Source organism: Variovorax sp. Soil_C_26, from assembly GCF_057657075.1.
Genome location: NZ_JBDGJC010000001.1, coordinates 990,319 through 1,014,294, shown reverse-complemented (window position 1 = coordinate 1,014,294; position 23,976 = coordinate 990,319). Strand labels below are relative to the sequence as shown.

Sequence of the window (23,976 nt, the reverse complement as noted above, 5' to 3'; positions counted from 1 at the left end):
ACCCCCGTGTCGTGCAGGTCGCGCGGCTCAGGTCACTTGCTGACCAGCGACAGCCGGGTCAGGCCGGAGGTCTCGCCCAACCGATAGCCCTGCACGTTGCTGCGCAGGCCCGCGGTGTCGATCTGCTGGTAGAGGATGACGTAGGGACTGCGGGCGCGCACCTCGGCCTGGAGCTTCTCGTAGATGGCCTTGCGCTTCTCGGGATCGCGCTCCAGCGCCGCGGCTTCGGCCTGCTGCGTCAGCTCGGGAATGTCCCAGGCGTTGCGCCATGCGAGCGGCTTGACCTTGGCATCGTCGGAGTTGTCGGGATTGCGGGCGAAGGTGCTGGCATTGGTGTGCGGGTCCCAATAGTCCGCGCCCCATGCGCCGATGTACATGTCGTGCTGGCGCGCACGGTACTTGGTCATGGTCTGCTTGCCGTCGCCCGGGATCACCTCGATGTCGATGCCGGCGCGCTTGGCGGTCTGCTGGAAGTTCTCGGTGATGCCCTGGATCGGCTGCGTGGTGCGCATGTCGATGGTCACCTTGAAGCCGTCGGCCAGGCCGGCCTTCTGCAGCAGCGCCTTGGCCTTTTCGACGTCGAACTTGTAGGGCTTCTCGGTGCTGGCGCCGAGCAGGCCCACCGGCAGGAAGTTCTGGTGGATCACGCCGATGTCCTTGAGCAGCACCTTGCCGATGCTGTCGTAGTCCACCAGCCATTTCAGCGCCTCGCGCACCTCGGGCTTGGCCAGGTTCGGGTTCTTCTGGTTCAGGCCGATGTACACCACCGTGCCGCGCGGCGTGGACGTGGTCTTCAGGCGCTTGTCGGCGGCGACGGCCTCCAGGTCCTGCGGCTGGAGGTTGCGCGCGATGTCCACGTCGCCCTTCTCGAGCAGCAGGCGCTGCGTGGCGGGCTCCTTCACGTGGCGGTAGATCACGCGCGCGAGCTTGGCCTTGGGGCCGAGCGTGTAGTGCTCGTTGCGCTCGAACACGGCGATCTCGTTGGGCCGGTAGTCGCGCAGCTTGTACGGGCCCGAGCCGGCGAAGTTGGTGCGCAGCCACCCGTTGCCGAGGTCGCCGTCCTTCTCGTGCGCCAGCACCAGCTTCTTGTCGACGATCGCGGCGACGTTGGAGGTGAGGCAGTTCAGCACCAGCGTGGGCGCGTAGGCCTTGTCGACCTCCATGGTCAGCGTGAGCGGGCCGGTCTGGCGGATCTTGTCGCGCACCGTGTCCTTGGTCAGGCCGAACTGGCGCAGGATGAAGGCGGGCGACTTGTCCATCAGCACGGCACGCTGCAGCGAGAACACCACGTCTTCCGCCGTCATGGGGTTGCCCGAGGCGAACTTGAGATTCGGCTTCAGCTCGAACGAATAGGTCTTGCCGTCGTCGCTGATGCTCCACGACTTGGCCGCATCGCCCCTGAGCGACGACAGGTCGCCGGGCTGGGTCCGCACCAGCCGGTCGTAGCCATTGCCGCTGAACTCGCCGGCCGTGACCTCGAAGGTCTCGCCCGGGTCCATCGTGATGATCTGGTCCAGTGCCCAGGCCACCACGAGCGTGTCCTTGGGCGTGGCGGCCAGCGCGGGCGCCTGCATGGCGAAAAATCCGGCCAGGCCTGCGGCCACGGCATTGCGTGCGAACGAACGGCTCATAAGTCTCCCTGATGGTTTCAACGGACTGACATGTGCCGAAACACCGCTTGCATGGCCAACGGCATTTCGGTTCCGTTCGGCCATGCTAGGGGAAAAAATGAGAACGAAAGTTCAATTGCACCCGGTGAATCCTTCAGAGTCTCTAAACAACGGGTTCAGTCATGCGCCAGGTCGAAAACGCTGCTCCAGATAGGCCAGCAGCGTCATGAGCCCTTGGGCCTCGCCACCGACCGGACATCCCGGTCGCTTCAGTTCATTCCACGCATAGATGTCGAGGTGCAGCCACTCAATGCCGGGGCTCACGAAGTCGCCGAGGAACAGCGCCGCGAGGATCGAACCCGCGAACGGGCCGCGCCCCACGTTGGCGACATCGGCCACGTCGCTGTCGAGGTAGCCGTGATAGTCCTGCCACAGCGGCAGGTGCCACAGCGGATCGTGCAGCGACAGGCCCAGGTCCACGAGCTGGCGCGCGAGCGCCATGTCGCGGCAGTACAGGCCGGGCAGCCGCGGACCCAGCGCCACGCGGGCGGCGCCGGTCAGGGTCGCCAGATCGATCATGAGTTCGGGCCGGTGCTCGGCGCCGTAGGCCAGCGCATCGCACAGCACGAGGCGGCCCTCGGCGTCGGTGTTGCCCACTTCCACCGTGCGTCCGGTGCGCGTGCGGATCACGTCGCCCGGGCGCATGGCGTTGCCGGCGACCGCGTTGTCCACGGCCGGAATCAAAAGCCGCAAGCGCACCGGCAGTTCCATCGCCATCACCAGCTGCGCCAGCGCCAGCGCGTGGGCGGCGCCGCCCATGTCCTTCTTCATCATGCGCATGCCGTCGGCGCTCTTCAGGTCCAGCCCGCCGGTGTCGAAGCACACGCCCTTGCCCACGATCGTGAGCGCACGCGCGCGTGGCGGGCCCCAGGTCATCTCGATCAGGCGCGGCGCGCGCGTGGAGGCCCGGCCCACCGCATGGACCGTCGGAAAGCCCGCACGCAGCAGCCCGTCGCCGACGATCTGGCGGCAGCGCCCGCCGTGCGCCTGCGCCAGCGTGCGCACGGCTTCGCCAAGTTCGGCCGGACCCAGGTCTTCGGCCGGCGTGTTGACCAGGTCGCGCACCAGGCAGAACGCGTCGGCCAGGCGTGCGCCGCGCCGGCCCGCGGCGCTGGGCGCCAGCTGCAGCGTGGGACCCGGCGGCGCTGCCTGGGTCTTGTAGCGGTCGAAATGGTAGGCGCCCAGGCGCCAGGACAGTGCCGCGGCCTGCGGGTCCAGCGCCTGGCCCTGGTCGCCGAGCCGGTAGTTCCCGGGCGGCAGGCTGCGCGGCAATGCGGCCAGCGCATGCGGATGGTCGAGCGCCGCCACGCCGGCCCAGACACTGCCGATGCCCGAACGGGCATCGGGCACCAGCACGACGCTGTGGGCCTTGCCCTCGAACCCCTGGACGGCCAGCCAGCGGCGCGCGCCCTCGTCGGTGCGCTGCATCGCCGCGGCGAGGCCGGCGCGGTCGACGACGTGGATGGGCACGGCGCCCGCGCCCGGTTTCTTGAATTGAATCGACATCGAATGAACTCCCTTTCCTTGTATGCGGCATGCGTTGTCTGTGCACGCTTCACGGCCCGATCCTAATTCGGGCGCGCCGAGGGCAAGTCCCCAGAACGCGGCGGGCGCCCCCGCGTCGGCTATCGTCTCGCCCATGACTGCCTCCCTCCGCCTTGGCTGGCGCACCCTCCGGCGCGATCTGCGCGCCGGCGAACTGCGCCTCTTGATCGTTGCCGTGCTGCTGGCCGTGGCCGCACTCACAGCGGTCGGCTTCTTTGCCGACCGGCTGCAGGGCGGCCTGCAGCGTGATGCGCGGCAACTGCTCGGCGGCGATGCGGTGGTGGTGAGCGACAACCCCACGCCCGAGAACTTCATCGCCCAGGCCCGCGCCTTCGGCCTCGAAGGCACGGGAACCTACGGCTTCCCGACCATGGCGCGGGCCGGCGAGGCGCAGGGCGGCGCGAGCAAGCTGGTGGCGCTGAAGGCCGTGGCACCGGGCTATCCGCTGCGCGGCAACCTGCAGACCGCGAACGCTGTCGATGGGGCCGGCGCCGTCACGCGCGACATTCCCCCGCCGGGCGAAGCCTGGGTCGACGCCTCGCTGCTCGATTCGCTCGGGCTCGCGATGGGCGACACGCTGCTGCTCGGCGATGCGGGGCTTCGCATCGGCCGCGTGATCACGCTCGAGCCCGACCGGGGCGCGGGCTTCATGAGCTTTTCGCCGCGCGTGATGCTCAACCAGGCCGACGTGCCGCGTACCGGCCTCGTGCAGCCCGCGAGCCGCGTGAGCTATCGCTATGCGGTGGCGGGCGAGGACGCCGCCGTGAAGCGCTTTTCCGATTGGACCGAGGCGCTCATCAAGCAGGGCGAGCTGCGCGGCGTGCGGCTCGATTCCTTCGAGGGCGGACGCCCCGAAATGCGCCAGACACTCGACCGCGCCGAGAAATTCCTGAGCCTGGTCGCACTGCTCGCGGCGCTGCTCTCGGCCGTGGCGGTGGCGCTGGCGGCACGCGGCTTCGCGGCCAACCACCTCGACGACTGCGCGATGCTGCGCGTGCTGGGCCAGAGCCAGCGCACCATCGCGCTGGCCTATGCCTTCGAGTTCGCGATCGTCGGCATCGTGGCCAGCGGCCTCGGCGTGGCGATCGGCTTCGGCGTGCACTACGTCTTCGTGGTGCTGCTCTCCGGTCTGGTCGAGACCACACTGCCGGCCGCCACGTTGTGGCCGGCCGTGTTCGGCCTCGGCATGGGCCTGACGCTGCTGTTCGCCTTCGGCCTGCCGCCGGTGCTGCAGCTCGCCAAGGTGCCGCCGCTGCGCGTGATCCGGCGCGACGTGGGCGGCTTGAAGCCGGCGTCGCTCGCAGTGCTCGGCGTCGGCGTGGCCGGCTTCGCGGCGCTGCTGGTCGCGGCCAGCAGCGACCTGAAGCTGGGCCTGATCGCGGTGGGCGGCTTCGCGGGCGCGGTGGCGCTGTTCGCGCTCCTGAGCTGGCTCGCGGTGAAGGTCCTCCGCCGCAGCGTCAACGAAAGCACCGCGCCGCGCTGGCTGGTGCTGGCCACGCGCCAGATCTCGGCGCGGCCGGCCTATGCGGTGGTGCAGGTCAGCGCGCTCGCCGTGGGCCTGCTCGCGCTGGTGCTGCTGGTGCTGCTGCGCACCGACCTCGTGGCGAGCTGGCGCCAGGCCACGCCGGCCGATGCGCCGAACCGTTTCGTGATCAACGTGATGCCCGACCAGAGCGACGCATTCCAGAAGACCCTGCGCGACGCCGGCGTTGGCAAGTTCGACTGGTATCCGATGATCCGCGGCCGGCTCCTGGCCGTGAACGGCAAGCCGGTCTCGCCCGATGACTACACCGAGGACCGTGCCAAGCGCCTCGTCGACCGCGAATTCAACCTGAGCAACAGCGCCGAAGCGCCGCCGCACAACAGCATCGTCGCTGGCGCATGGACCCCCGGAGCGGCGGGCGAGGTGAGCGTGGAAGAGGGCCTGGCCGAGACGCTGGGCCTGCGGCTCGGCGACACGATGCGCTTCGACATCGGCGGCATGCAGAACGATGCGCGCATCACCTCGCTGCGCAAGGTCGACTGGGGCTCGCTGCATGCCAACTTCTTCGTGATGTACACGGTGAATGTCTTGCCCGACGTGCCCATGACCTACATGGGCGCCTTCCGCGCACCCGAGACCCGGGGTTTCGACAACGCGCTGGTGCGCAGCTTCCCCAACGTGACCAACGTCGACATGAGCGCCACCATCAACCAGGTGCAGCGCGTGCTCGACCAGGTGATCCGCGCGGTGGAATTCCTGTTCGGCTTCACGCTCGCCGCGGGGCTCGTGGTGCTGTTCGCCGCGGTCACGGCCACGCGCGAGGAGCGCGCGCGCGAATTCGCGGTGATGCGTGCAGTGGGCGCGCGCGCCAGCTTGCTGCGCCAGGTGCAGCGTGCAGAACTCGCCGGCGTGGGCCTGCTCGCAGGCTTTCTTGCGAGCATGGTGGCTTCTGTCATCGGCTGGGGCCTGGCGCGCTATGTGTTCGACTTCACCTGGACCGCGTCTCCGCTGGTGCCGCTCGGCGGCGCCGCCGCCGGTGCGGTGCTGGCGCTGGCCGCGGGCTGGTGGGGGCTGCGCGACGTGCTGCGCCGGCCCGTGGTCGACACGCTGCGCCGCGCGGCGGAATGATCCAGGTCGACGACCTGCACCTTGCCGCCACGCTGCTGCGCGAGCCCTCGCTGAGCGCCGCAGCGCGCGCGCTCAACGTCACGCCGCCGGCCTTGTCGATGCGGCTGCGCAGGCTCGAGGCCGCGCTGGGCCTGTCGCTCGCCAGCCGCACCGCGCGCCGCCTGAGCCTCACGCCGGAGGGCGAGCGCTTCGGCCGCGAGGCGGCGGCGCTGCTGGCGCAGATCGAGGGCTTGCGCGAATCTGCATCCGCGAGAACGACGAGGACACCACGCTCTGGCAGGGACGCGGCCGACGCGGTCGCGTGCGGCGCCGGTCAGCCCGAAACCCGCGCCGTGGCGGGGCCGTCATGAAAGCGCGGCGGTCTTCCTGTCCAATAGCGGCATGGACAACAACGCACCCAGGGAACTCGTCGAACGCCTGACCGAGCTCGAGATCAAGGCCGCCTACGCCGACGACCTGCTCGATCAGCTCAACATGACGATCTATCGCCAGCAGCAGCAGATCGACCGGCTGGTCGAGCAAGTCGTGCAGCTGCGCGAGCAAAGCCGCAACGCGGCGCAGGACGGCGCGGCGCGCAGCCCGGCCGACGAGCTGCCGCCGCACTACTGAGCGCGTCGCGCAGCCGCGGTGCCGTCAGCGCCGAGACGACACCACGATCCCGCCCACGATCAGCAGGAACGCCACCCCGTGGTACCAGTGCGGCGGCTCGCGCAGGAAGGCCGCCGAAAGCATGGCCGCGAACAGCGGCGTGAGGTTCATGAAGATGCTCGCCGCCTGCGGCCCCGCGCGCTGCACGCCCGTGCCCCAGCAGCGGTAGGCCACCACGGCGGGCCCGATGCCGATGAAAAGCATGGCCGCGACGAGCGGCCAGCCGAGCTCGACATGCGCCGCGGCCGCGGCCCATTCGCCCGCGGCCAGCGCGCCCGACCATCCGAGGCCGAACACCAGCTGCGCCATCAGGAACGCGGCCCAGTCCCGCCGCACGCCCTCCGGTTCCTGCGTGCGCACCAGGAACCAGCTGTAGAACGCCCAGGCGATGGTGCCGAGGATCATGTAGAGGTCGCCCGCCACCAGCCGCAGCGCGAGCAGCTGCCCCCATTCGCCGCGGCTCAGCACCAGCAGCACGCCGAGCATCGAGAGCAGCGCGCCGGCGATCTCGCGCCCGCTCACGCGCGCGCCGAAGAACATCGCGCCCGTCGCCAGCATCCACAGCGGCAGGCTCGAACCCACGAGCGTGACGTTGATCGGCGACGAAGTCTGCAGCGCCAGGTACTGGAACGCGTTGTAGCAGCCGATGCCGAGCAGCCCCAGCACCGCGTAGCGCTTCCAGTGCGCCCACAACGGGCTGCTGCGGCGCAGGACCGGCCAGGCGAGTGGCAGCAGCAGCACGAAGGCGATGATCCAGCGCACGAAGTTCAGCGTGAGCGGCGACACCAGGTCGCGCACCAGCCGCCCGACCACGGCATTGCCGGCCCACAGCAGGGGCGGCACGGTCAGTAGAAGAATGGTCGAGGGCGAAAGGCGCGGCGTCTGCATGGCCGCCGACTCTACCGGGCAAAACCGGGGGCCGCCGCGCTGGGGGCAAACGTGGCACGATGCGCGCTTCCGACTTTTTACCGTGTTGCCTGGAGACTGGAGAGATGATGAGCAAAGCCGTCCGTATCGACCGCCATGGCGGGCCCGAGGAACTGAAAATCGTCGACGTCGAGGTTGGCGAGCCCGGCCCCGGCGAGATCCGCATACGCCACAAGGCCGTGGGCCTGAACTTCATCGACACCTACCAGCGCAGCGGGCTCTATCCGTTCCAGATGCCGCTGCAGCTGGGCATGGAGGCCGCGGGTATCGTCGAAGCCGTGGGCGAGGGCGTGTCGCACCTGAAAGCCGGCGACCGCGCCGCCTATGCGAGCCAGCCGCCCGGTGCCTACTGCGAGCTGCGCGTCATGCCGGCCAAGTGCGTCTGCAAGCTGCCCGACGACATCTCCTTCGAGACCGGCGCAGCCATGATGCTCAAGGGCCTCACGGCGCAGTACCTGCTCAAGAAGACGCTGCCTGCCGAAGGTCTGCAGCCCGGCGACTTCATCGTCTTCCATGCGGCCGCCGGCGGCGTCGGGCTGATCGCCTGCCAGTGGGCCAAGGCGCTCGGCCTGCAGCTGATCGGCACGGCCGGCAGCGACGCCAAGTGCCAGCTCGCGCTTTCGCACGGCGCGGCGCATGCCATCAACTACAGCACCGAGAACTTCACGGCACGGGTGAAGGAGATCACCGGCGGCAAGGGCGTGAAGGTGGTGTACGACTCGGTCGGCAAGGACACCTGGGAAGGCTCGATCGACTGCCTGCGGCCCTTCGGCCTGCTCGCGGTGTTCGGCAACGGCTCGGGCCCGGTGCCGCCGATCGGCTTCGGCACGCTGGCGTCGAAGGGCTCGCTCTATGTGACGCGGCCGACGCTCTTCACGCACATCGCCACGCGCGAGGGCACCCAGGCCATGGCCGACGACCTGTTCGCCATCGTGCAAAGCGGCGCGGTGAAGATCCCGATCGACCAGCGCTACGCCCTGGCCGACGTGCAGCAGGCGCACCGCGACCTCGAGGCACGCAAGACCACCGGGTGCACGGTCTTGACGCTCTGAGCCCCGGCCGCGCAGGCGGTGTCCTACTTGCGGCGGGGCGCCATGCCTTCGTTTTCGGTGCGACGCATTTTGTAGCCTGGGTGAAACTCAGCAAGACATGCCCCGTGCCATGGACACCGTCAGAACCTTCATCGTCGAGGACAACGCCGTCATCCGCGAAAACCTGATCGGCACGCTGCGTGAAGTGGCCCGTGTCGATCCCGTCGGCGAGACCGCCTCGCAGCGCGATGGCATGCGCTGGCTCACCGCCAACCCCTCGCAATGGGATCTGGCCATTGTCGACCTGTTCCTCAAGGACGGCACCGGCTTCAGCGTGCTCGAGGCCTGCCGCAACCGCGCACCGGCGCAGAAGATGGTGGTGCTCAGCAACCACCTCACGCCCGAGATGCGGCGCAAGTGTGCCCAGCTCGGCGCCGACGCCGCCTTCGACAAGGCGACCGAAGTCGACGACCTGATCGACTTCTGCCTGCGCCGCCGACAGGCGCTGTTCCACTCCGTCACCTCCGCGGCAACGCACTGACTTCGGGGGGGCGTCTAAACCTGCTTCAAGCGGCTCGGTGCAAGCGCGCCAGCCGACTCGAGGATCGGATAGGCAATCGAGCAGATGTGCGAGTTGATGCGCTTCAGGTCGCTGATGAGGTCGATGTGCAGCGAGCTCGTTTCCATGCTCAACGTGGTGCGGTCGGAGAGCCGGTCGAGGTGGGTCGACGCGTAGGCCCGCTCGAGGTCGCGGAACCGGGCCTTCTCTTCAAGCAGCTTCTGCGCATCGCGCACATTGCCGTTGAGGAACACGCTCATGCTGAGCCGCAGGTTCGCAATGAGCCGGCCGTGCAGTTCGACGATCTCCGCCATGCCGGCTTCGGAAAAGTTGCGCTGCGGCTTGATCTTCTTGTCCTCGATGTCGATGATCACACGCTCGACGATGTCGCCGATCTGCTCCATGTTGATGGTGAAGCTGATGATGTCGGTCCAGCGCCGGCTTTCCTCTTCGCCCAGCGCCTCGCGCGAGATGCGCGTCATGTAGTACTTGATGGCCGAATACAGCTCGTCCACCGTGTCGTCGAGCTGCCGCAGCTCCTGCGCTAGGCGCAGGTCGTTGTTGCGGATCACGTCGAGCATGCCGATGAGCATGGTCTCCACCAAGTCGGCCTGGTGCAGTGCCTCGCGCGCGGCATTCGAGATGGCGAGCGAGGGCGTCGACAGCGCCGAGGGGTCGAGGTGGTGCGGCCGCATCGACGCGGTCGACGGCGTCGGCACCGGCAGCATTCGCGTGACCAGCTTGGCGACCCATTGCGTGAGGCCGATGAACCCGACGCTGATCACCACGTTGAAGGCGAGATGGAACAGCACCACGCCGTGGGTGGGGTTCGGTATCTGCGGCTGCACGTAGCGCAGCCACAGGCCGACGAACGGCGCGACCACCGCCACGCCGAGCACCTTGAAGAGCAGGTTGCCGACCGTGACCTGCCGCACCGGCATCGCCGACTTCGCCGTGGTCAGCACGGCCAGCAGGCCGCTGCCGAGGTTGGCGCCGAGCACCAGCCCGAGTGCGACGTCGAGCGGCACCACGTTGGAGCTCGCCATGGCCGCCACCAGCAGCACCACGGCAAGGCTCGAATACGCCACGATCGCGAGCGCGGCGCCAATGGTGATCTCGAGCAGCACGTCGCTCGTGAGCGAAGCCAGCAGCACGCGCACGGCCGGCGCGGAGAAGAGCGGTTCGGTCGCCGCCACCACGAGCTGCAGCGCGAGCAGCATCAGCCCGAGCCCGATGAGCACCCGGCCCACCCGCCCCGCCACCGTGGCAGAGCGCGAAATGAACAGCACCACGCCCACGAAGATGAACATCGGCGAGAGCCACGACAGGTCGGCCGAGAACAGCACCGAGATCAGCGCGGTGCCGATGTCGGCCCCGCGCATCACCGCGAGCGCGGCGGGCAGCGTGATCAGGCCCTGCCCGACGAAGGACGAGGTCATGAGCGACGTGGCGGTGCTCGACTGCACCAGCGCCGTGACGCCGATGCCCGACAACGCAGCCGTGAAGCGGTTGCGCATGCTCTGGACCAGGATCTTGCGCAGGTTGGCGCCGAACACGCGCAGCACCCCCGTGCGCACGAGGTGCGTGCCCCACACCAGCAGTGCGACTGCGGCAAGCAAGTCCAGAAGATGCTTCATGGGTTGTGGTTCTATCCTTTTCGTTCTTTTTCGTTTTCGGCTCCATTGTCCACAGGAACGGCCTCAATCGATCAGGGCGCCGTTGTCGTGGAATGGAAAAGGCCCTTCGAAGCTGCCCGATGCGGCCAGGTGGGTCACCAGCCGCTGTTCGCCGGCCGACCAGGCGTGCACGCGGAACCCGGGCGGCTCCAGCGTCCATGCCGAGGCCCCATCGGGCGAAAGGTCGAGGCAGACCTGGTGCGCGGGCGCCGGCGAGGTCGAGGCGATGGTGCCGCCGAAGCGCACGTCGATCGCGCGGTGCAGGTGGCCGCAGATCAGGCGCTCGACGTTGGAATGGCGTGCGACCAGCGCCTCGAGCGCTTTGGCGCCCTCGCGCAGGCCGATCTCGTCCATGTGGCCGATCAGCGTACGGAACGGGGGATGGTGCAGCGCGATCACCACGGGCTCGCCGCGGCGGTCGTCGAGTGCCGCCTCGAGCCAGGCGAGCCGCTCGCTGCAGAGCGCGCCATGGCTGGCGCCCGGCACGCAGGTGTCGAGCGTGAGCAGGTGCAGCGGCCCCACGCGCACCGCGTACTGGACGAAGCCGCCCGATCCCACGCCCTGCGCCATGTAGGCGTGGCCCGGGAAGCTGCGGCGCAGCTGGTCGCGGTCGTCGTGGTTGCCGGGCATCAGGTAGACCGGCATGTCGAGCGGTTCCAGCAGGCGCGCCAGATGCGCGTACTCGGCCGCGCGGCCGAAGTCGCTGAGGTCGCCCGTGATCACCACCGCGTCGGGCCGCTGCGGCAGCCGCAGCACCGAGGCCACGGCGCGCTGCAGGTACGGAGCGGTGTCGATGCGGCCATAGGCCAGGCGGCCGGGCTCGCGAATGTGCAGGTCCGTGAGCTGGACCAGGAAGGTGGTGTCGAGGAGGTTGTCGGTCGTGGTCGTCATGCGCTGCTTTCCTGCGACGGCATCAGGCGGTCGGGCGAAATGCGAAGGCCGACCCGGTCGCCGGGTCCGAAGGGCGCGTCGCGGCCCAGGTCGGCGACGAGCAGGGGCTGGTCTTCCGTCTGCAATTGCAGCTGCACGCGGTCGCCGAGAAAGGTGCGGCGCTCGACCGTGGCGCTGCCCCAGCCGGGCTGCGGTGCGCTCACTTCGATGTCTTCGGGTCGCACCAGGAGCATGGCATGCCCGCGCAGTGCGCTCGGGCAGGGCAGGGTGCATGCGCCGAGTCGGACAACGCCCTGCGCCATCGCATCGGTCGTGCGCTCGAGCCGGTTGACCCTGCCCAGGAACTCCGCCACGAACGGATGGGCCGGCGCGCGGTAGAGGTCTTCGCCGCGGCCGATCTGCACGATGCGCCCTGCGCTCATCACCGCGAGCCGGTCGGCAATGGCCATCGCCTCCTGCTGGTCGTGCGTGACGTGCACCGCCGTGATGTGCAGCCGCCGCAGCAATTCGGCCAGCTCGTCGCGCAGCGACTCCTTGAGCTTGGCGTCGAGCGCGGCCAGCGGTTCGTCGAGCAGCAGCACGCGCGGGCGCACCGCCACGGCGCGCGCGAGCGCCACGCGCTGCCGCTGTCCGCCAGAGAGCTCGGCCGGGCGCTTGTTCTCGAGCCCGCCGAGCCGCGTCAGGTCGATCAGTTCGCCGACCGCGCGCTTCTCTTCTTCGGCCGACACGCCGCGGATGCGCAGCCCGTAGCCGATGTTGGCCGCCACCGTCATCTGCGGGAACAGGGCGTAGCTCTGGAACACCATGCCCACGCCGCGCTGCTCCACCGGCCGGTTCGTCACGTCCTGGTCGCCGAACACGATGCGGCTGCCCTCGTCGGGCGACTCCAGCCCCGCGATCAGCCGCAGCAGCGTGGTCTTGCCGCAGCCCGACGGACCGAGCAGCGCAAGCACCTCGCCGGCCTCCACATGCAGGTCGGTGGGCAGCAGGCCGCGCGTGCCGTCGGCGTAGGTCTTGGCGCAGCGCGCGACGTCGATGGGGATGCGTTCAAGTTCCATGGCGTTTCTGAATCAGGTTGGCAAGGTACTGCAGGCCCCACAGCACCGGGAGGATCACGGCGAAGAAGATCAGCGTGTAGGCCGATCCGATCTCGATGCGCATGGAGGCATAGCTGTCGGCCAGGCCCACCGGCAGCGTGCGCGTGAGCGGCGTGTGCAGCATCCAGGTGAGGTTGAACTCGCCCACCGAGAGCGTGAACACCATCAGGCTGCCCGCCACGATGGCAGGAAAAACGGCCGGCACCAGGATGCCCATGAAGCGCTGCCAGAAGCTGGCGCCGAGCGTGCGCGCGGCCTCTTCGAGCGCGAGCAGGTCGTTGCGCTGGAAGGCCGAGCTCACGGTGCGCACCATGAACGGCAGCGTGAACACGATGTGGCCCACGAGGATGAAGGCGAAGCTCTGGCGAAATGCCGTGAGCTGTCCGTAGGCGAGGATCAGCGCGAGCGCGGTCGCCAGCCCGGGCACCGCCACCGGCAGCGTCAGCAGTTCCTCGAAGATGCCGGCAGCGCGCGAGCGGCTGCGCGCCAACGCATAGGCGCAGGGCACTCCGAGCAGCACGGTGCCGACGACGCAGGCGGTGGCCAGCGCGAGCGACCAGCCGACGGTGCCGCCGTAGTTCTCCCACACCTCGCCGAGCCAGCGCAGCGTGAGCCCGCTCTTCAGTCCGACGCTGTAGTTGTTGACCAGGCCCGCCATCACCGACAGCAGCATCGGCGCGATCATGAAAATGCTGGTCAGCACGGTGATGGTCAGCAGGAACGGGGCCTTCGATCCGGAGTTCTTTCGCATGGCGTCTTTCTTCCTGCTTTCAGCGCGCGACCGGGTTGGCCCCGAAGCGCCGCGCGACGAACAGCACCAGCCATGTCACGATGCCGAGCGCGATCGACAGCGAGGCGGCGAGCGCGAAGTTGGCATAGTTGGTGAACTCGTTGTAGATGGTGATGGGTATCACCTCGAACTTGCTCGCGAGCGTGAAGGCGGTGCCGAACGCGCCCATCGACGTCGCGAACAGGATCGCGCCGCAGGCCAGGGTGGTCGGGGCGAGTTCGGGCAGCCACACGTCGCGTGCTACGCGCAGGCGCGATGCGCCGAGCGAGCGCGCGGCTTCCTCCAGCTGCACGTTCATCGCCTCGGCCGCGGCCGCATAGGTGGCAATGGCGCGCGGCAGCGAGAAGTACAGGTAGGCGAGGAACAACCCGACCAGGCCGTAGGCGAAGGTGATGCGCTGGCCGAACAGGCTGTCGCCGATGTCGGCCACCACACCCTGCCGCCCGCCCAGCAGGATCACGAAGAAGCCGATGATCACGCCCGGAAACGAGAGCGGCAGCGTCAGCAGCGACAGCAGCATGCGCCGGCCGATGAAGGCATGGCGCGCCAGGTAGATGCCCACGGCCGCGCCGAGCACCAGTGTGACGAGCGTCACCGTGATCGACAGCGCCACGGTGTTGACCATGCTTTCCAGATAGCGCGAATCGGTCAGCACCGCGAAGTAGGTGCGCCAGCCCTTGTCGGCCGGCAGTGCGAGCAGGCGCACCACCGGCAGCAGCCAGAAGGCCGCAAAGAATGCGGCCGCCGGCGCGGCGCAGGCGAGCAAGCGCCAGCGAGGGGTCCAGGCGGTGGCCTTGGCGCTCATCGCGGCCGCGCGTTCAGCGCACTTCCTTCAGGTAGCGATCGGAGAACGCGCGCTGGCCTTCGGCCATGCGGGCGTAGTCGACGCTCTTGGCGCGCGCGTATTCGCTCGCCGGCAGGAACTGCGCCTCGATGTCCTTGGGCATTGCCTTGGCGCGCACCGGCCGCAGGTAGGCCTTGGCCCAGATTGCCTGGCCTTCGTCGGACAGCACGAAGTCGAGCACTTTCTTGCCCTCGGCGGCATGCGGTGCCTTGGCGACGAGGCTCATCACGTAGGGCACGGCGAGCGTGCCTTCGCTCGGGATCACGAAGGCGACGTTGGCCTTGTCCTTGTACTTGGCGCGGTAGGCGTTGAAGTCGTAGTCGAGCAGGATCGCGATCTCGCCCGACAGCACGCGCGCGTACGAGGTCTGCTTGGGCACGATCGGCTCGTTCTTCTGCAGCGCCTTGAAGTAGTCGATGGCCGGGCCGAAGTTGTCGAGCGTGCCGCCGCGCGCCTCGTTCACCGCCACCGCGCCGACGTAGCCGACGAAGGCCGATGCGGGATCGAGATAGCCGATGAGGCCCTTGTATTCAGGCTTGAGCAGATCGGCCCACGACTTCGGGATCGGCTTGCCCTTGAGGGCGTCGACGTTGACCATGAAGCCGAGCGTGCCCGAATGGATGGTGAACCAGTTGCCGGCCGGGTCCTTGAGGCCGTCGGGAATGTCCTTCCAGGCGGCGGGCTTGTAGGGCTGGACCACGCCTTCCTTCTGCGCCTGCACGGCGAAGGTCACCCCGAGGTAGGTGACGTCGGCGACGGGGCTGCCCTTTTCGGCGACGAGCTGCGCGAGGGACTGGCCCGAGTTCTTGTTGTCGGCCGGCACCGTGATGCCGGTCTTGGCCTTGATGGCCTTGAGCTGGGTGCCCCAGTCGGCCCATTCGGTGGGGCAGTTGTAGCAGATGGCGTTCTGGGCCATGGCGCTGCCGCCGGCCAGTGCGGCGGCGAGCAGGCCCAGGCGCGCGAGGCGCGAGAAGCGGAAGGTCTGGAAGGACAACATGCAGGAACTCCTTGTGGGATGGGTCGGGAACGAAGGGATCAGGAAATGGCCGCGGCGGCGCACGATTCGCCGTCGCGAAAGACGTGGGGCAGCAGCAGGCTTGCATCGGGCCCGAGCGGCGCCCCGCCGGCGATGGCCTGGATCAGCAGCTCGACGCTGTGGCGGCCGATGTCGCTGTTGGGCTGCTCGATGGTGCTCAGGGCCGGCGTGAGGTCTTCGCCGAGCGCAATGCCGTCGAAGCCGACCACGCTGAGCGCCTCGGGCACGCGAAGGCCGCTGAGGTGCGCGGCGCGGATGCTGCGGATCGCGAGCAGGTCGTTCGAGCAGACCAGTGCGGAGGGCCTGTCGCCCGCCTGCAGCACGCGCGCGAGCGCATCCACCGCGCTTTCGACGAAGGGCACCTCGATCAGCGGCAGCGCCTTGAGGCCGGCATCGCGCATGCCCTGGCGATAGCCGCGAAAGCGCTGCTGTGCCCGGTCGGAGGCGGCCAGCGTGCCGCTCACCATGGCGATGCGGCGATGGCCGAGCAGCACGAGCCGCGCGACGGCGTCGGCCACGGCGGCCTCGCCATCGACGGTCACACAGGGATGGTCGGCGTGGCGGTTGTAGGCGAGCACATAGGGCGTGCCGGTGCTGCGCAGCCGCGCGAGCGCGGCCGATGTCGACGGGTTGGAGACCACCAGGATCAGCCCGTCGACGTTGCCCGCGAGCAGCAACTGCACCGCACGCTCTTCTTCCTCGAACCGGTAGCCGGTGGTGATGGGAACGATGGCGTAGCCGCCCGCGATTGACGCGCGCGCAATGCCCTGAAGGCATTCGGCGAAGGTGGGGTTCAGCAGCGTGGGAAGCACCACGCCGAGGGCGCGGCTGCGCTGCGTGCGCAGGGTGCGTGCGCTGGCATTCGGCAGGTAGTCGAGCTCGCGCGCCACGCGCTCCACCAGCGCCCGTGTGGCCGGCGTGACCTTGTCGGGAAAGTTGAAGACGCGCGAGACGGTGGCGACGGAGACCCCGGCTTTGGCGGCGACGGCTTGGATGCTCATGGGTGGCGGCTGATGCGATGTAATCGATTACATTTCACCGCGCCAGTATGACCCCGCCGTGACAGCGCGCGAAGAGGGGAGTAACCCTCTCCTTTTCGTTGACTATTGAATTGCTTTGCGGAGCCTCAGGCCGCGCGCGCAGGGCGGGCGGCCTGGACCGGGGGGCGCGGCTATCTGGCGCGCCGGACCCGCCGGATCTCGTCGAGGATCAGGCAGATCGCACCGAGCGTGATCGCGCTGTCGGCCACGTTGAAGGCCGGGAAGTACCAGTTGTTCATGTGGAAGCTCAGGAAGTCCACCACGTAGCCGTGCATCAGCCGGTCGATCACGTTGCCGACCGCACCGCCGAGGATGCAGGCCATGGCGAACGAAAAGAGCTTCTGCCCCGCGTGCGACCTCAGCATCCACACGATGAACACCGCGGCGGCAAGGCCGATCGCCGTGAAGAACCAGCGCTGCCAGCCGGAGTGGTCGGCCAGGAACGAGAACGCGGCGCCCGTGTTGTGGGCCCGCACCACGTTGAAGAAGCTCGTCACGTAGGTTGCGTCGCCGAGCTTGTAGGCGCCCAGGATCAGCGTCTTGGTGATCTGGTCGATGGCCAGGATGGCGGCCGCGAGCGCGAGCCACGGCCAGATGCTGCCGCTGCGCGAGGGCGATGCGGTCATGGAGCGTGCGGCCGCCATCTCAGGCAAAGCTCCGCGGCTCGCCGGCGCCGAACAGGTTGCTCGTGCAACGCCCGCAGATGGTCGGATGCGCGGCATCGTGGCCGACATCGTCGCGGTAGTGCCAGCAGCGTTCGCATTTGGGCGCGCTGCTCGGTGCGACCTGCGTGGAGAGCGCATCGCTCGCGGCGAGCTCGATCGCCGAGGCGATGAAGACGAACTTCAGGTCGTCGCCGAGCGACGCCAGCAGCGCATGGTCGTCGGACGGTGCGCTGAGCTTCAGGTTCGCCTGCAGCGACGAGCCGACCTTGCCTTCGGCGCGCACGGCCTCGATGTCCTTGTTCACCCCGTCGCGGATCTCGCGGATGCGGCCCCACTTGGTGAGCAGGGCCTCGTCGGGTGCATCGAAGCGGCTGTAGGTCTGCGCAAAGATCGACTCGCCCGGCTGGCCGGTGCTCACGAACTTCCAGGCTTCCTCGGCCGTGAAGCTCAGGAACGGCGCCATCCAGCGCAGCATCGCCTGCGAGATGTGCCACAGCGCGGTCTGCGCGCTGCGGCGCGCGCGCGAACCGGGCGCGGTGGTGTAGAGACGGTCCTTCAGGATGTCGAGGTAGAAGCCGCCGAGGTCTTCCGAGCAGTAGATCTGCAGCTTGGCCACCACCGGATGGAACTCGTACACCTTGTAGTGCGCGAGGATCTCGGCCTGGAACTGCGCCGCGCGCGAGAGCGCGTAGCGGTCGATCTCGAGCAGCTCGCCGAGCGGCACCGCGTCCTTCGCGATGTCGAAGTCGCTGGTGTTCGCAAGCAGGAAGCGCAGCGTATTGCGGATGCGGCGGTACGAATCGACGACGCGCGCGAGGATCTTGTCGTCGCCCGCGATGTCGCCCGAGTAGTCGCTCGCGGCCACCCACAGCCGGATGATCTCGGAGCCAAGCTTGCTGCTGATCTCTTGCGGGTCGATGCCGTTCTTGAGCGACTTGCTCATCTTGATGCCCTTGGCATCGACCGTGAAGCCGTGCGTGAGCAGGCCCTTGTACGGCGCCCGGTCTTCGAGCATGCAGGCGATCAGCAGCGACGAGTGGAACCACCCGCGGTGCTGGTCGTGGCCCTCGAGGTACAGGTCGGCCTCGGGCCCGGTCTCGTGGTGCACGTTGGGGTGCGTGCCGCGCAGCACGTGCGAGAAGGTCGAGCCCGAGTCGAACCACACCTCGAGGATGTCGGTGCTCTTGGTGTAGTGCGGCGCGTCCTCGGCGCCCAGGATCTCTTCGACGGTGACGCGGCTCCAGGCCTCGATGCCGCCTTTCTCGACGATGTCGGCGGCCTGGTCGAGGATATCCATGGTGCGCGGATGCAGCTCGCCCGAATCCTTGTGCAGGAAGAACGGGATCGGCACGCCCCAGCTGCGCTGGCGGCTGATGCACCAGTCGGGACGATTGGCGATCATGTCGTGCAGCCGCGCCTTGCCGTTCTCGGGGTAGAAGCTGGTCTGTTCGATGGCTTCGAGCGCCGTCTGGCGCAGCGTCTTGGGCGCCTTGTTCTTGGTGAACACGCCTTCGCCTTCGTCCATGCGCACGAACCACTGCGCGGCCGCGCGGTAGATCACCGGCGTCTTGTGGCGCCAGCAGTGCGGGTAGCTGTGGGTGATGGTCTCGGTGGTCAGCAGGCGGTTGGCATCGCGCAGCGCGGCGATGATCACCGGCACGGCCTTCCAGATGTTCTGGCCGCCGAACAGCGGGAAGTCGCTCGCGTAGCTGCCGTTGCCCTGCACCGGGTTCAGGATGTCGTCGTACGCCACGCCGTGTGCAATGCAGGAGTTGAAGTCGTCCACGCCGTAGGCAGGCGACGAGTGCACGAGGCCCGTGCCGTCGGTGGCCGTGGCGTAGTCGGCCAGGTACACGGGCGACAGGCGCTGGTAGCCCGCATCCACGTCGTACAGCGGGTGCTCGAATTCGAGCCCGCCGAGCTTCTCGCCCTTGACCGTGGCCAGCACCTTGCCGTCGAGCGCATAGCGCGTCATGCACATCTCGACCAGCGAGTTGGCGAGGATCAGCAGGCCGCGCTCGGTGTCGACGAGCGAATACTCGATCTCGGGGTTCAGGTTGATCGCCTGGTTGGCCGGGATCGTCCACGCAGTGGTGGTCCAGATCACGGCGAAGATGTCGCCGAGGATCTGGTGGTCGGTTTCGAAGGCCGCGAGCACCTTCGCGCGGTCGTGCGCCTTGAAGGCGACATCGAGGGTCTGGCTCTTCTTGTCGGCGTACTCGATCTCGAACTCGGCCAGCGACGAGCCGCAGTCGAAGCACCAGTACACGGGCTTGAGGCCGCGGTAGACGAAGCCGCGCTCGATCACGCGCTTGAAGGCGCGCAGCTCGCCGGCCTCGTTGGCGAAATCCATCGTCTTGTAGGGATGGTCCCATTCGCCCAGCACGCCGAGGCGCTGGAAGTCGGCCATCTGCTGGGCGATCTGTTCCGTGGCGTAGGCGCGGCTCTTGGCCTGCATCTCGTCGCGGCTCAGGTTGCGGCCGAACTGCTTCTCGATGGCGTTCTCGATCGGCAGGCCGTGGCAGTCCCAGCCCGGCACGTAGAGCGCGTCGTAGCCCTCGAGCTGGCGCGCCTTGGTGATCATGTCCTTCAGGATCTTGTTGACCGCGTGGCCCATGTGGATCTGGCCGTTGGCATAGGGCGGGCCGTCGTGCAGGATGAACTTGGGCGCGCCGTGACGCGCGTCGCGCAGGCGGTGGTAGCGACCTTCGTCGTTCCATTCCTTGACCCAGCCCGGCTCGCGCTTGGGCAGGTCGCCGCGCATCGGGAAGGGGGTATCGGGCAGGTTGAGGGTGGCGCGGTAGTCGGTGGGGGAGGGAGCGGCAGCGTCAGACATGTTGGGGTGCGAAACAGAGGGGCTTCGACAGGCTCAGCCCGAACTGCACGAAGCGGTCGGTGCGGAAGAAAAGCCGTTCGCCCTGAGCTTGTCGAAGGGCGGCAGCACGGTGCGTGCAGGGCTAAATTCGGTCGCGCGTGGTCTGGCGGTGGGTTTCGGCGTGGGTCGATGCGAAGAACGCACGTGCGTCGCGCCCATCCTTGGCGATGCCCGCAGTCAGGGCCTCGAGGCTGGTGTAGCGCAATTCGTCGTGCAGTTTGTGCAGCAGTTCCACGCGCACGATTTTACCGTAGGCCCCTTCGGACCCCAGATGCGAGGGCCACTCGAGGCAGTGCGTCTCGAGCAGCACCCGGCCCGCGTTGACGTCGTTGGCGTCGAGCGAGGGGCGCACGCCGAGGTTGGCCACGCCGGGCAGCGGCCGGTCGGCCAGTCCGTGGACCAGCACCGCGAAGATGCCGCTGGCGGCCGGCTTCCAGTGCTTGAAGCGCATGTTGAGCGTGCGAAAGCCGTCGTCCTGGCCCGGGGCCGAGGCGCCGAGCGCGCGGCCGAGCTTGCGGCCGTGGACCACGTGGCCCGAGATCGCGTAGGGGCGACCGAGCAGCATCTGGGCGTCGGCCATGCGGCCTTCGGCCAGTGCATCGCGCACGGCCGAACTCGAGACCCGCAGGCCGTGCACCTCGTAGCTGTTCATGCGCGCGACGTCGAAGCCGCGCGCCTCGCCGGCCGCATCGAGCATGGCGTAGTCGCCCGCCCGTTTGGCGCCGAAGCGGAAGTCGTCGCCCACCAGCACATAGCGCGCGCCCAGACCGTCGACCAGCACGTTCTGGATGAATTCCTCGGGCGACTGGCTCGCGAGCCGCTGGTCGAAGGGCAGCACGATGGTCTGCGTAACGCCGCAGGCGGCGAGCTCGCCAAGCTTGTCGCGCAAGGTGCCGATGCGCGCCGGCGCCAGTTCGGGCTTCTTGGTCAGCGCGGCGAAATAGTCGCGCGGATGCGGCTCGAAAGTGAGCACGCAGCTCGGCAGGCCGCGCTGGCGCGCCTCAGTCTGCAGCAGCGCCAGCATGGCCTGGTGGCCGCGGTGGACGCCGTCGAAATTGCCGATCGTGAGGGCGCAGGCCGGAGCCACGCCCGGATGCCGGAAGCCGCGGAAAACCTGCATCTGTAGTATCTTTTTGATAGCGCCTTTTGCCCGTCGAATGGGCGGATCAGGCCGTTTTGTCACAAAGCCGGTATATTGTGACTCAGTGCGTCGCCGCAAGGGTCTCCGACCCGCTCCGTGTCGCTGGTCTTTTTCCGTGTTTCTTTCGTTTTCGAGGAGGCGTGTGGTGAAGGTCTTGAAGCTGTCGGCCCAGGGGCTGCCCCAGTCATGGATATCGCTCGAACAGGCGGTGATCCACTATGCGGCGGACGAAGTCCGCTGGGAGGTGGGCGCGCAGGTCGCTGTGTTCCGTGGCGGGCACAACGCCATCACCGGCGAGCAGTCGCAGATCGCGATCAACAGCATCATCGGCACCAAGGGCGTGCCGCGCATCAACCCCTTCCACCAGCGCCCGGGCCTGACCAACAGCAAGCTGTTTGCGCGCGACCGCAACGTCTGCGCCTATTGCGGCGGCCATTTCCACGAGGACGAGCTCACGCGCGAGCACATCATCCCGTTCGCCCAGAAGGGCATCGACAACTGGATGAACGTGGTCACGGCCTGCAAGCCCTGCAACCACCGCAAGAGCAGCCGCACGCCCGAGCAGGCGAACATGCCGCTGCTGTACGCGCCCTATGTGCCGAGCCTCTGGGAAGACTTCATCCTGCGCAACCGGCGCATCCTGACGGACCAGATGGAGTTCCTGATGGCGCACCTGCCACAGTCCTCCCGGTTGCACGACAGCTGAGCCGGCGCTTCAACGCTTCCAGCCGGGCGGCCGCTTCTCGATGAACGCCTGCACCCCTTCGAGCGCGCTCTCGTCCATCATGTTGCAGGCCATGGTCTGGCTCGCATCGGCCAGCGCGGCCTCGATGCCGGTCTCGAGCTGCCGATAGAACAGGGCCTTGCCGAGCGCCAGCGCCCGGCGCGGCTTGGCGACGATGCTGGCCACCAGCGCCTCGACCGCCGCGTCCAACTCCGTTGGGGCCGCGACGCGGTTGACGAGACCCTTGTCGCGCGCCTCGTCGGCACCGATGAACTCGCCGGTCACGAGCATCTCGAAGGCTTCCTTGCGCCCGAGGTTGCGCGACAGCGTGACGCTCGGCGTGGCGCAGAACAGGCCCACGTTGACGCCGCTGACTGCGAAGCGCGCCTCGCTCGAGGCCACCGCCAGATCGCACACCGCCACCAGCTGGCAGCCGGCGGCCGTCGCGATGCCATGCACGCGTGCGATCACGGGCACCGGAAGCCGCTGCAGCGACAGCATCATGGCGCCGCAGCGCGCGAAGAGCCGCTCGTAGTAGCCGAGCGAAGGTTCGGCGCGCATTTCCTTCAGGTCGTGGCCGGCACAGAAGGCCTTGCCGGTGGCCGCGATCACCACGGCGCGCACGGTGTCGTCGGCCGCGGTGGCGGCGATCGCCTGCTCGAGTGCTGCGAGCATATCTTCGGACAGCGCGTTGAACGCCGCCGGCCGGTTGAGCGTCAGCGTGACCACGCCGCGCGCATCGCGCACGCTGAGGACGCAGGGGTCGGAAGCGGTGATGTCGTTCATAGCCTCGTGCCTCGTCTCAATAGGTCAACTCGAGCACGGTCACATGCGCCTGCGCGGCGGGCCAGCTGAGGCCGGTGATGCGCTCGCCATTGAACTCGCCGGTCACGGCGCGCTGGGGCTCGGCCGCGGCGAGCCGCAGTCTCGACGACGACACGCCCGAACCTCGGGGCGGCACGCCCGGTGGCGGGCTCTGGCCGTCGAAGCGCATGGTGTCGCGCTGGGCGTCGAAATAGCCGCGAGGCCGCGTGAAGACCACGACCGCCTTGGCGTTGGAATCGGCCGGCGTGAGGCGCTCCGGGCGCAGGTTCACGACCTGGCTGCTGCGCGGGAACGGACTGCGGTAGATGTGCGTGGTGCCGTAGCCCGGTGCTGCGAGAACGAACTCGTAGGCCGTGTCGCCGCGCGCCCTGAAAGGGCCCCAGCGGCCGTCGGCGCCGATGTTCTTGCTGTGCACGGCCTCGCCGCGCCGTGCGCCCGTGGCCGGATCGACGGCATGCACCGTGACCTGTGCGCCGTTGAGCGGGATGTTCTCCGCCCCGATGGCGCGGCCGTCGAGCACGACCTGCGCCTCAGGCGCCACCGCCGCGCTGCGCGGCGCCTCGCCGGTAAGAAACTGCCAAGTGGCCGCGAAGGCCGCCGGCGAGAACGAGGTTTCGCGGTGATCCACGCGCGGCAGCACCACGTTGGTCGCGCCCTTGAGCGCGGGACCATCGAAGCCGATGTTCGTCGGCTGGCCCGGCGCGCCGATCCAGAGGCCATCGGGCTGCGCGTATTTGTCGTTGTTGTCGGAGCGCAGCGTGAGCCACTGGACGCCCGGCGTGACCTCTTCTCCGTTCGGCCCCTTCGGCGCATTGAGCTGCTGCATGAAGCCCGAGAGTCCCGAGAACTCGTTGTTCTCGCGCAGGCCCTTCACGGCCCAGATTCCGTGCGCGGGATTGCCGCCGAGCACCACGTGGCTCACCACGGCTGCGCCGCCGCCGTTCTGCACGTAATTGCGGATGGTGTTGCCGCCGCGCGAATTGCCGATCAGCACCACCTTGGCCGCGCCGGTGGCTTTCAGGACCCGCTCGACCTGGGCCTTGAGGAAGGTGGCCGAATCGGTGGTCGAACTGCGGCCCGGCTGCGCCACGGCATCGTCGTCGCGCGCGAGGGGGTAGGGCTGGTCGAGCGCAAAGAGGCGCTCGCGCGGCCAGCCGTTCGATTCGAAGCGCCAGAGGGTGGTCTGCCACAGCGCGGCCGAGTCGCCGTTGCCGTGCATGAAGACGATCGGTGGGCGTTCGGCATGCGAAGGCGAGGGCGTAGTGGCGCAGGCGGTCAGCATGGCAGTGGCGACGAGCCCGAGGGCAAGGAGGGTGCGGCGGGATGGCATGTTTTGCGTTCCTGGCAGGTCCAAGTGAAAACGCCCGCCGGCGCAGGGCGG

Annotated in this window: 20 protein-coding genes and 1 pseudogene; 6 read left to right on the top strand and 15 right to left on the bottom strand. The window is 68.5% G+C overall.

Annotation, left to right across the window (positions count from 1 at the left end):
• Positions 1-32: 32 nt before the first annotated feature.
• Positions 33-1,631 (bottom strand): ABC transporter substrate-binding protein, encoded by a 1,599-nt coding sequence (locus tag AC3A6G_RS04875; RefSeq protein ID WP_487873194.1) that lies wholly within the window; start codon positions 1,629-1,631, stop codon positions 33-35.
• Between the two features lie 159 nt (positions 1,632-1,790).
• Complete coding sequence (locus AC3A6G_RS04870) at positions 1,791-3,176, bottom strand: leucyl aminopeptidase family protein (protein ID WP_487873193.1); 1,386 nt, start codon at positions 3,174-3,176, stop codon at positions 1,791-1,793.
• Between the two features lie 133 nt (positions 3,177-3,309).
• On the opposite strand from AC3A6G_RS04870, the gene AC3A6G_RS04865 reads away from it, so the two are divergent.
• The 3 genes and pseudogenes from AC3A6G_RS04865 (at position 3,310) to AC3A6G_RS04855 (ending at position 6,435) form a co-directional block, all read left to right on the top strand.
• Positions 3,310-5,826 (top strand): ABC transporter permease, encoded by a 2,517-nt coding sequence (locus AC3A6G_RS04865; RefSeq protein WP_487873192.1) that lies wholly within the window; start codon positions 3,310-3,312, stop codon positions 5,824-5,826.
• A pseudogene (locus tag AC3A6G_RS04860) lies at positions 5,823-6,068 on the top strand (LysR family transcriptional regulator); the annotation flags it as partial. The gene AC3A6G_RS04865 and the pseudogene AC3A6G_RS04860, both read left to right, overlap by 4 nt.
• Before the next feature lie 139 nt (positions 6,069-6,207).
• On the top strand, positions 6,208-6,435 hold the full coding sequence (locus AC3A6G_RS04855) for a SlyX family protein (protein ID WP_487858500.1): 228 nt from the start codon (positions 6,208-6,210) through the stop codon (positions 6,433-6,435).
• A gap of 24 nt (positions 6,436-6,459) precedes the next feature.
• Here AC3A6G_RS04855 and AC3A6G_RS04850 read toward each other — a convergent pair whose 3' ends face one another.
• Positions 6,460-7,362: a DMT family transporter gene (locus AC3A6G_RS04850; RefSeq protein ID WP_487873191.1), complete on the bottom strand. Its 903-nt coding sequence runs from the start codon at positions 7,360-7,362 to the stop codon at positions 6,460-6,462.
• Between the two features lie 107 nt (positions 7,363-7,469).
• On the opposite strand from AC3A6G_RS04850, the gene AC3A6G_RS04845 reads away from it, so the two are divergent.
• The gene (locus tag AC3A6G_RS04845) at positions 7,470-8,453 is read left to right on the top strand and encodes a quinone oxidoreductase family protein (RefSeq protein WP_487858498.1); all 984 of its coding nucleotides are present in this window, start codon (positions 7,470-7,472) and stop codon (positions 8,451-8,453) included.
• Between the two features lie 109 nt (positions 8,454-8,562).
• Positions 8,563-8,973, top strand: a complete 411-nt coding sequence (locus AC3A6G_RS04840) for a response regulator (protein WP_487873190.1) — start codon at positions 8,563-8,565, stop codon at positions 8,971-8,973.
• Positions 8,974-8,987: 14 nt separating this feature from the next.
• Here the strand turns inward: AC3A6G_RS04840 and AC3A6G_RS04835 are convergent, their stop codons facing one another.
• From AC3A6G_RS04835 to AC3A6G_RS04790, 10 genes are all read right to left on the bottom strand, one after another.
• Positions 8,988-10,628, bottom strand: coding sequence for a Na/Pi cotransporter family protein (locus AC3A6G_RS04835; protein ID WP_487873189.1), 1,641 nt, complete (start codon positions 10,626-10,628; stop codon positions 8,988-8,990).
• A 63-nt stretch (positions 10,629-10,691) separates the two neighbouring features.
• Entirely contained in the window at positions 10,692-11,558 is an 867-nt protein-coding gene (locus tag AC3A6G_RS04830; RefSeq protein WP_487873188.1) for a phosphodiesterase, read from the bottom strand.
• Positions 11,555-12,616 (bottom strand): ABC transporter ATP-binding protein, encoded by a 1,062-nt coding sequence (locus tag AC3A6G_RS04825; RefSeq protein ID WP_487873187.1) that lies wholly within the window; start codon positions 12,614-12,616, stop codon positions 11,555-11,557. The genes AC3A6G_RS04830 and AC3A6G_RS04825 overlap by 4 nt, the downstream gene beginning before the upstream one ends.
• Entirely contained in the window at positions 12,606-13,406 is an 801-nt protein-coding gene (locus AC3A6G_RS04820) for an ABC transporter permease (RefSeq protein WP_487858493.1), read from the bottom strand. Before AC3A6G_RS04820 ends, AC3A6G_RS04825 begins: the two co-directional genes overlap by 11 nt.
• 19 nt (positions 13,407-13,425) lie before the next feature.
• Positions 13,426-14,250 (bottom strand): ABC transporter permease, encoded by an 825-nt coding sequence (locus AC3A6G_RS04815; RefSeq protein WP_487873186.1) that lies wholly within the window; start codon positions 14,248-14,250, stop codon positions 13,426-13,428.
• Between the two features lie 13 nt (positions 14,251-14,263).
• On the bottom strand, positions 14,264-15,286 hold the full coding sequence (locus AC3A6G_RS04810; protein ID WP_487873185.1) for an ABC transporter substrate-binding protein: 1,023 nt from the start codon (positions 15,284-15,286) through the stop codon (positions 14,264-14,266).
• A gap of 38 nt (positions 15,287-15,324) precedes the next feature.
• Positions 15,325-16,326 carry a LacI family DNA-binding transcriptional regulator gene (locus AC3A6G_RS04805; RefSeq protein ID WP_487873184.1) on the bottom strand — a complete coding sequence of 334 codons (1,002 nt, stop codon included), beginning with the start codon at positions 16,324-16,326 and terminating at the stop codon, positions 15,325-15,327.
• A 170-nt stretch (positions 16,327-16,496) separates the two neighbouring features.
• Positions 16,497-17,009, bottom strand: a complete 513-nt coding sequence (gene lspA / locus AC3A6G_RS04800; protein WP_487873183.1) for a signal peptidase II — start codon at positions 17,007-17,009, stop codon at positions 16,497-16,499.
• A gap of 1 nt (position 17,010) precedes the next feature.
• Positions 17,011-19,866, bottom strand: coding sequence for an isoleucine--tRNA ligase (ileS, locus tag AC3A6G_RS04795; protein ID WP_487873182.1), 2,856 nt, complete (start codon positions 19,864-19,866; stop codon positions 17,011-17,013).
• 121 nt (positions 19,867-19,987) lie between these two features.
• Positions 19,988-21,025 carry a bifunctional riboflavin kinase/FAD synthetase gene (locus AC3A6G_RS04790; RefSeq protein ID WP_487858487.1) on the bottom strand — a complete coding sequence of 346 codons (1,038 nt, stop codon included), beginning with the start codon at positions 21,023-21,025 and terminating at the stop codon, positions 19,988-19,990.
• A gap of 166 nt (positions 21,026-21,191) precedes the next feature.
• On the opposite strand from AC3A6G_RS04790, the gene AC3A6G_RS04785 reads away from it, so the two are divergent.
• On the top strand, positions 21,192-21,752 hold the full coding sequence (locus AC3A6G_RS04785; protein ID WP_487858486.1) for an HNH endonuclease: 561 nt from the start codon (positions 21,192-21,194) through the stop codon (positions 21,750-21,752).
• Positions 21,753-21,761: 9 nt separating this feature from the next.
• Here the strand turns inward: AC3A6G_RS04785 and AC3A6G_RS04780 are convergent, their stop codons facing one another.
• Positions 21,762-22,556: an enoyl-CoA hydratase gene (locus AC3A6G_RS04780; RefSeq protein WP_487873181.1), complete on the bottom strand. Its 795-nt coding sequence runs from the start codon at positions 22,554-22,556 to the stop codon at positions 21,762-21,764.
• Positions 22,557-22,572: 16 nt separating this feature from the next.
• Entirely contained in the window at positions 22,573-23,925 is a 1,353-nt protein-coding gene (locus tag AC3A6G_RS04775) for an alpha/beta fold hydrolase (RefSeq protein WP_487873180.1), read from the bottom strand.
• Positions 23,926-23,976: the final 51 nt, after the last annotated feature.

What these genes read in the sequence shown, in the direction of transcription:
- AC3A6G_RS04875 (WP_487873194.1), bottom strand. Translation starts at nt 1,631, where the DNA reads ATGAGCCGTTCGTTCGCACGCAATGCCGTGGCCGCAGGCCTGGCCGGA.
- AC3A6G_RS04870 (WP_487873193.1), bottom strand. Translation starts at nt 3,176, where the DNA reads ATGTCGATTCAATTCAAGAAACCGGGCGCGGGCGCCGTGCCCATCCAC.
- AC3A6G_RS04865 (WP_487873192.1), top strand. Translation starts at nt 3,310, where the DNA reads ATGACTGCCTCCCTCCGCCTTGGCTGGCGCACCCTCCGGCGCGATCTG.
- AC3A6G_RS04855 (WP_487858500.1), top strand. Translation starts at nt 6,208, where the DNA reads ATGGACAACAACGCACCCAGGGAACTCGTCGAACGCCTGACCGAGCTC.
- AC3A6G_RS04850 (WP_487873191.1), bottom strand. Translation starts at nt 7,362, where the DNA reads ATGCAGACGCCGCGCCTTTCGCCCTCGACCATTCTTCTACTGACCGTG.
- AC3A6G_RS04845 (WP_487858498.1), top strand. Translation starts at nt 7,470, where the DNA reads ATGAGCAAAGCCGTCCGTATCGACCGCCATGGCGGGCCCGAGGAACTG.
- AC3A6G_RS04840 (WP_487873190.1), top strand. Translation starts at nt 8,563, where the DNA reads ATGGACACCGTCAGAACCTTCATCGTCGAGGACAACGCCGTCATCCGC.
- AC3A6G_RS04835 (WP_487873189.1), bottom strand. Translation starts at nt 10,628, where the DNA reads ATGAAGCATCTTCTGGACTTGCTTGCCGCAGTCGCACTGCTGGTGTGG.
- AC3A6G_RS04830 (WP_487873188.1), bottom strand. Translation starts at nt 11,558, where the DNA reads ATGACGACCACGACCGACAACCTCCTCGACACCACCTTCCTGGTCCAG.
- AC3A6G_RS04825 (WP_487873187.1), bottom strand. Translation starts at nt 12,616, where the DNA reads ATGGAACTTGAACGCATCCCCATCGACGTCGCGCGCTGCGCCAAGACC.
- AC3A6G_RS04820 (WP_487858493.1), bottom strand. Translation starts at nt 13,406, where the DNA reads ATGCGAAAGAACTCCGGATCGAAGGCCCCGTTCCTGCTGACCATCACC.
- AC3A6G_RS04815 (WP_487873186.1), bottom strand. Translation starts at nt 14,250, where the DNA reads ATGAGCGCCAAGGCCACCGCCTGGACCCCTCGCTGGCGCTTGCTCGCC.
- AC3A6G_RS04810 (WP_487873185.1), bottom strand. Translation starts at nt 15,286, where the DNA reads ATGTTGTCCTTCCAGACCTTCCGCTTCTCGCGCCTCGCGCGCCTGGGC.
- AC3A6G_RS04805 (WP_487873184.1), bottom strand. Translation starts at nt 16,326, where the DNA reads ATGAGCATCCAAGCCGTCGCCGCCAAAGCCGGGGTCTCCGTCGCCACC.
- lspA (WP_487873183.1), bottom strand. Translation starts at nt 17,009, where the DNA reads ATGGCGGCCGCACGCTCCATGACCGCATCGCCCTCGCGCAGCGGCAGC.
- ileS (WP_487873182.1), bottom strand. Translation starts at nt 19,866, where the DNA reads ATGTCTGACGCTGCCGCTCCCTCCCCCACCGACTACCGCGCCACCCTC.
- AC3A6G_RS04790 (WP_487858487.1), bottom strand. Translation starts at nt 21,025, where the DNA reads ATGCAGGTTTTCCGCGGCTTCCGGCATCCGGGCGTGGCTCCGGCCTGC.
- AC3A6G_RS04780 (WP_487873181.1), bottom strand. Translation starts at nt 22,556, where the DNA reads ATGAACGACATCACCGCTTCCGACCCCTGCGTCCTCAGCGTGCGCGAT.
- AC3A6G_RS04775 (WP_487873180.1), bottom strand. Translation starts at nt 23,925, where the DNA reads ATGCCATCCCGCCGCACCCTCCTTGCCCTCGGGCTCGTCGCCACTGCC.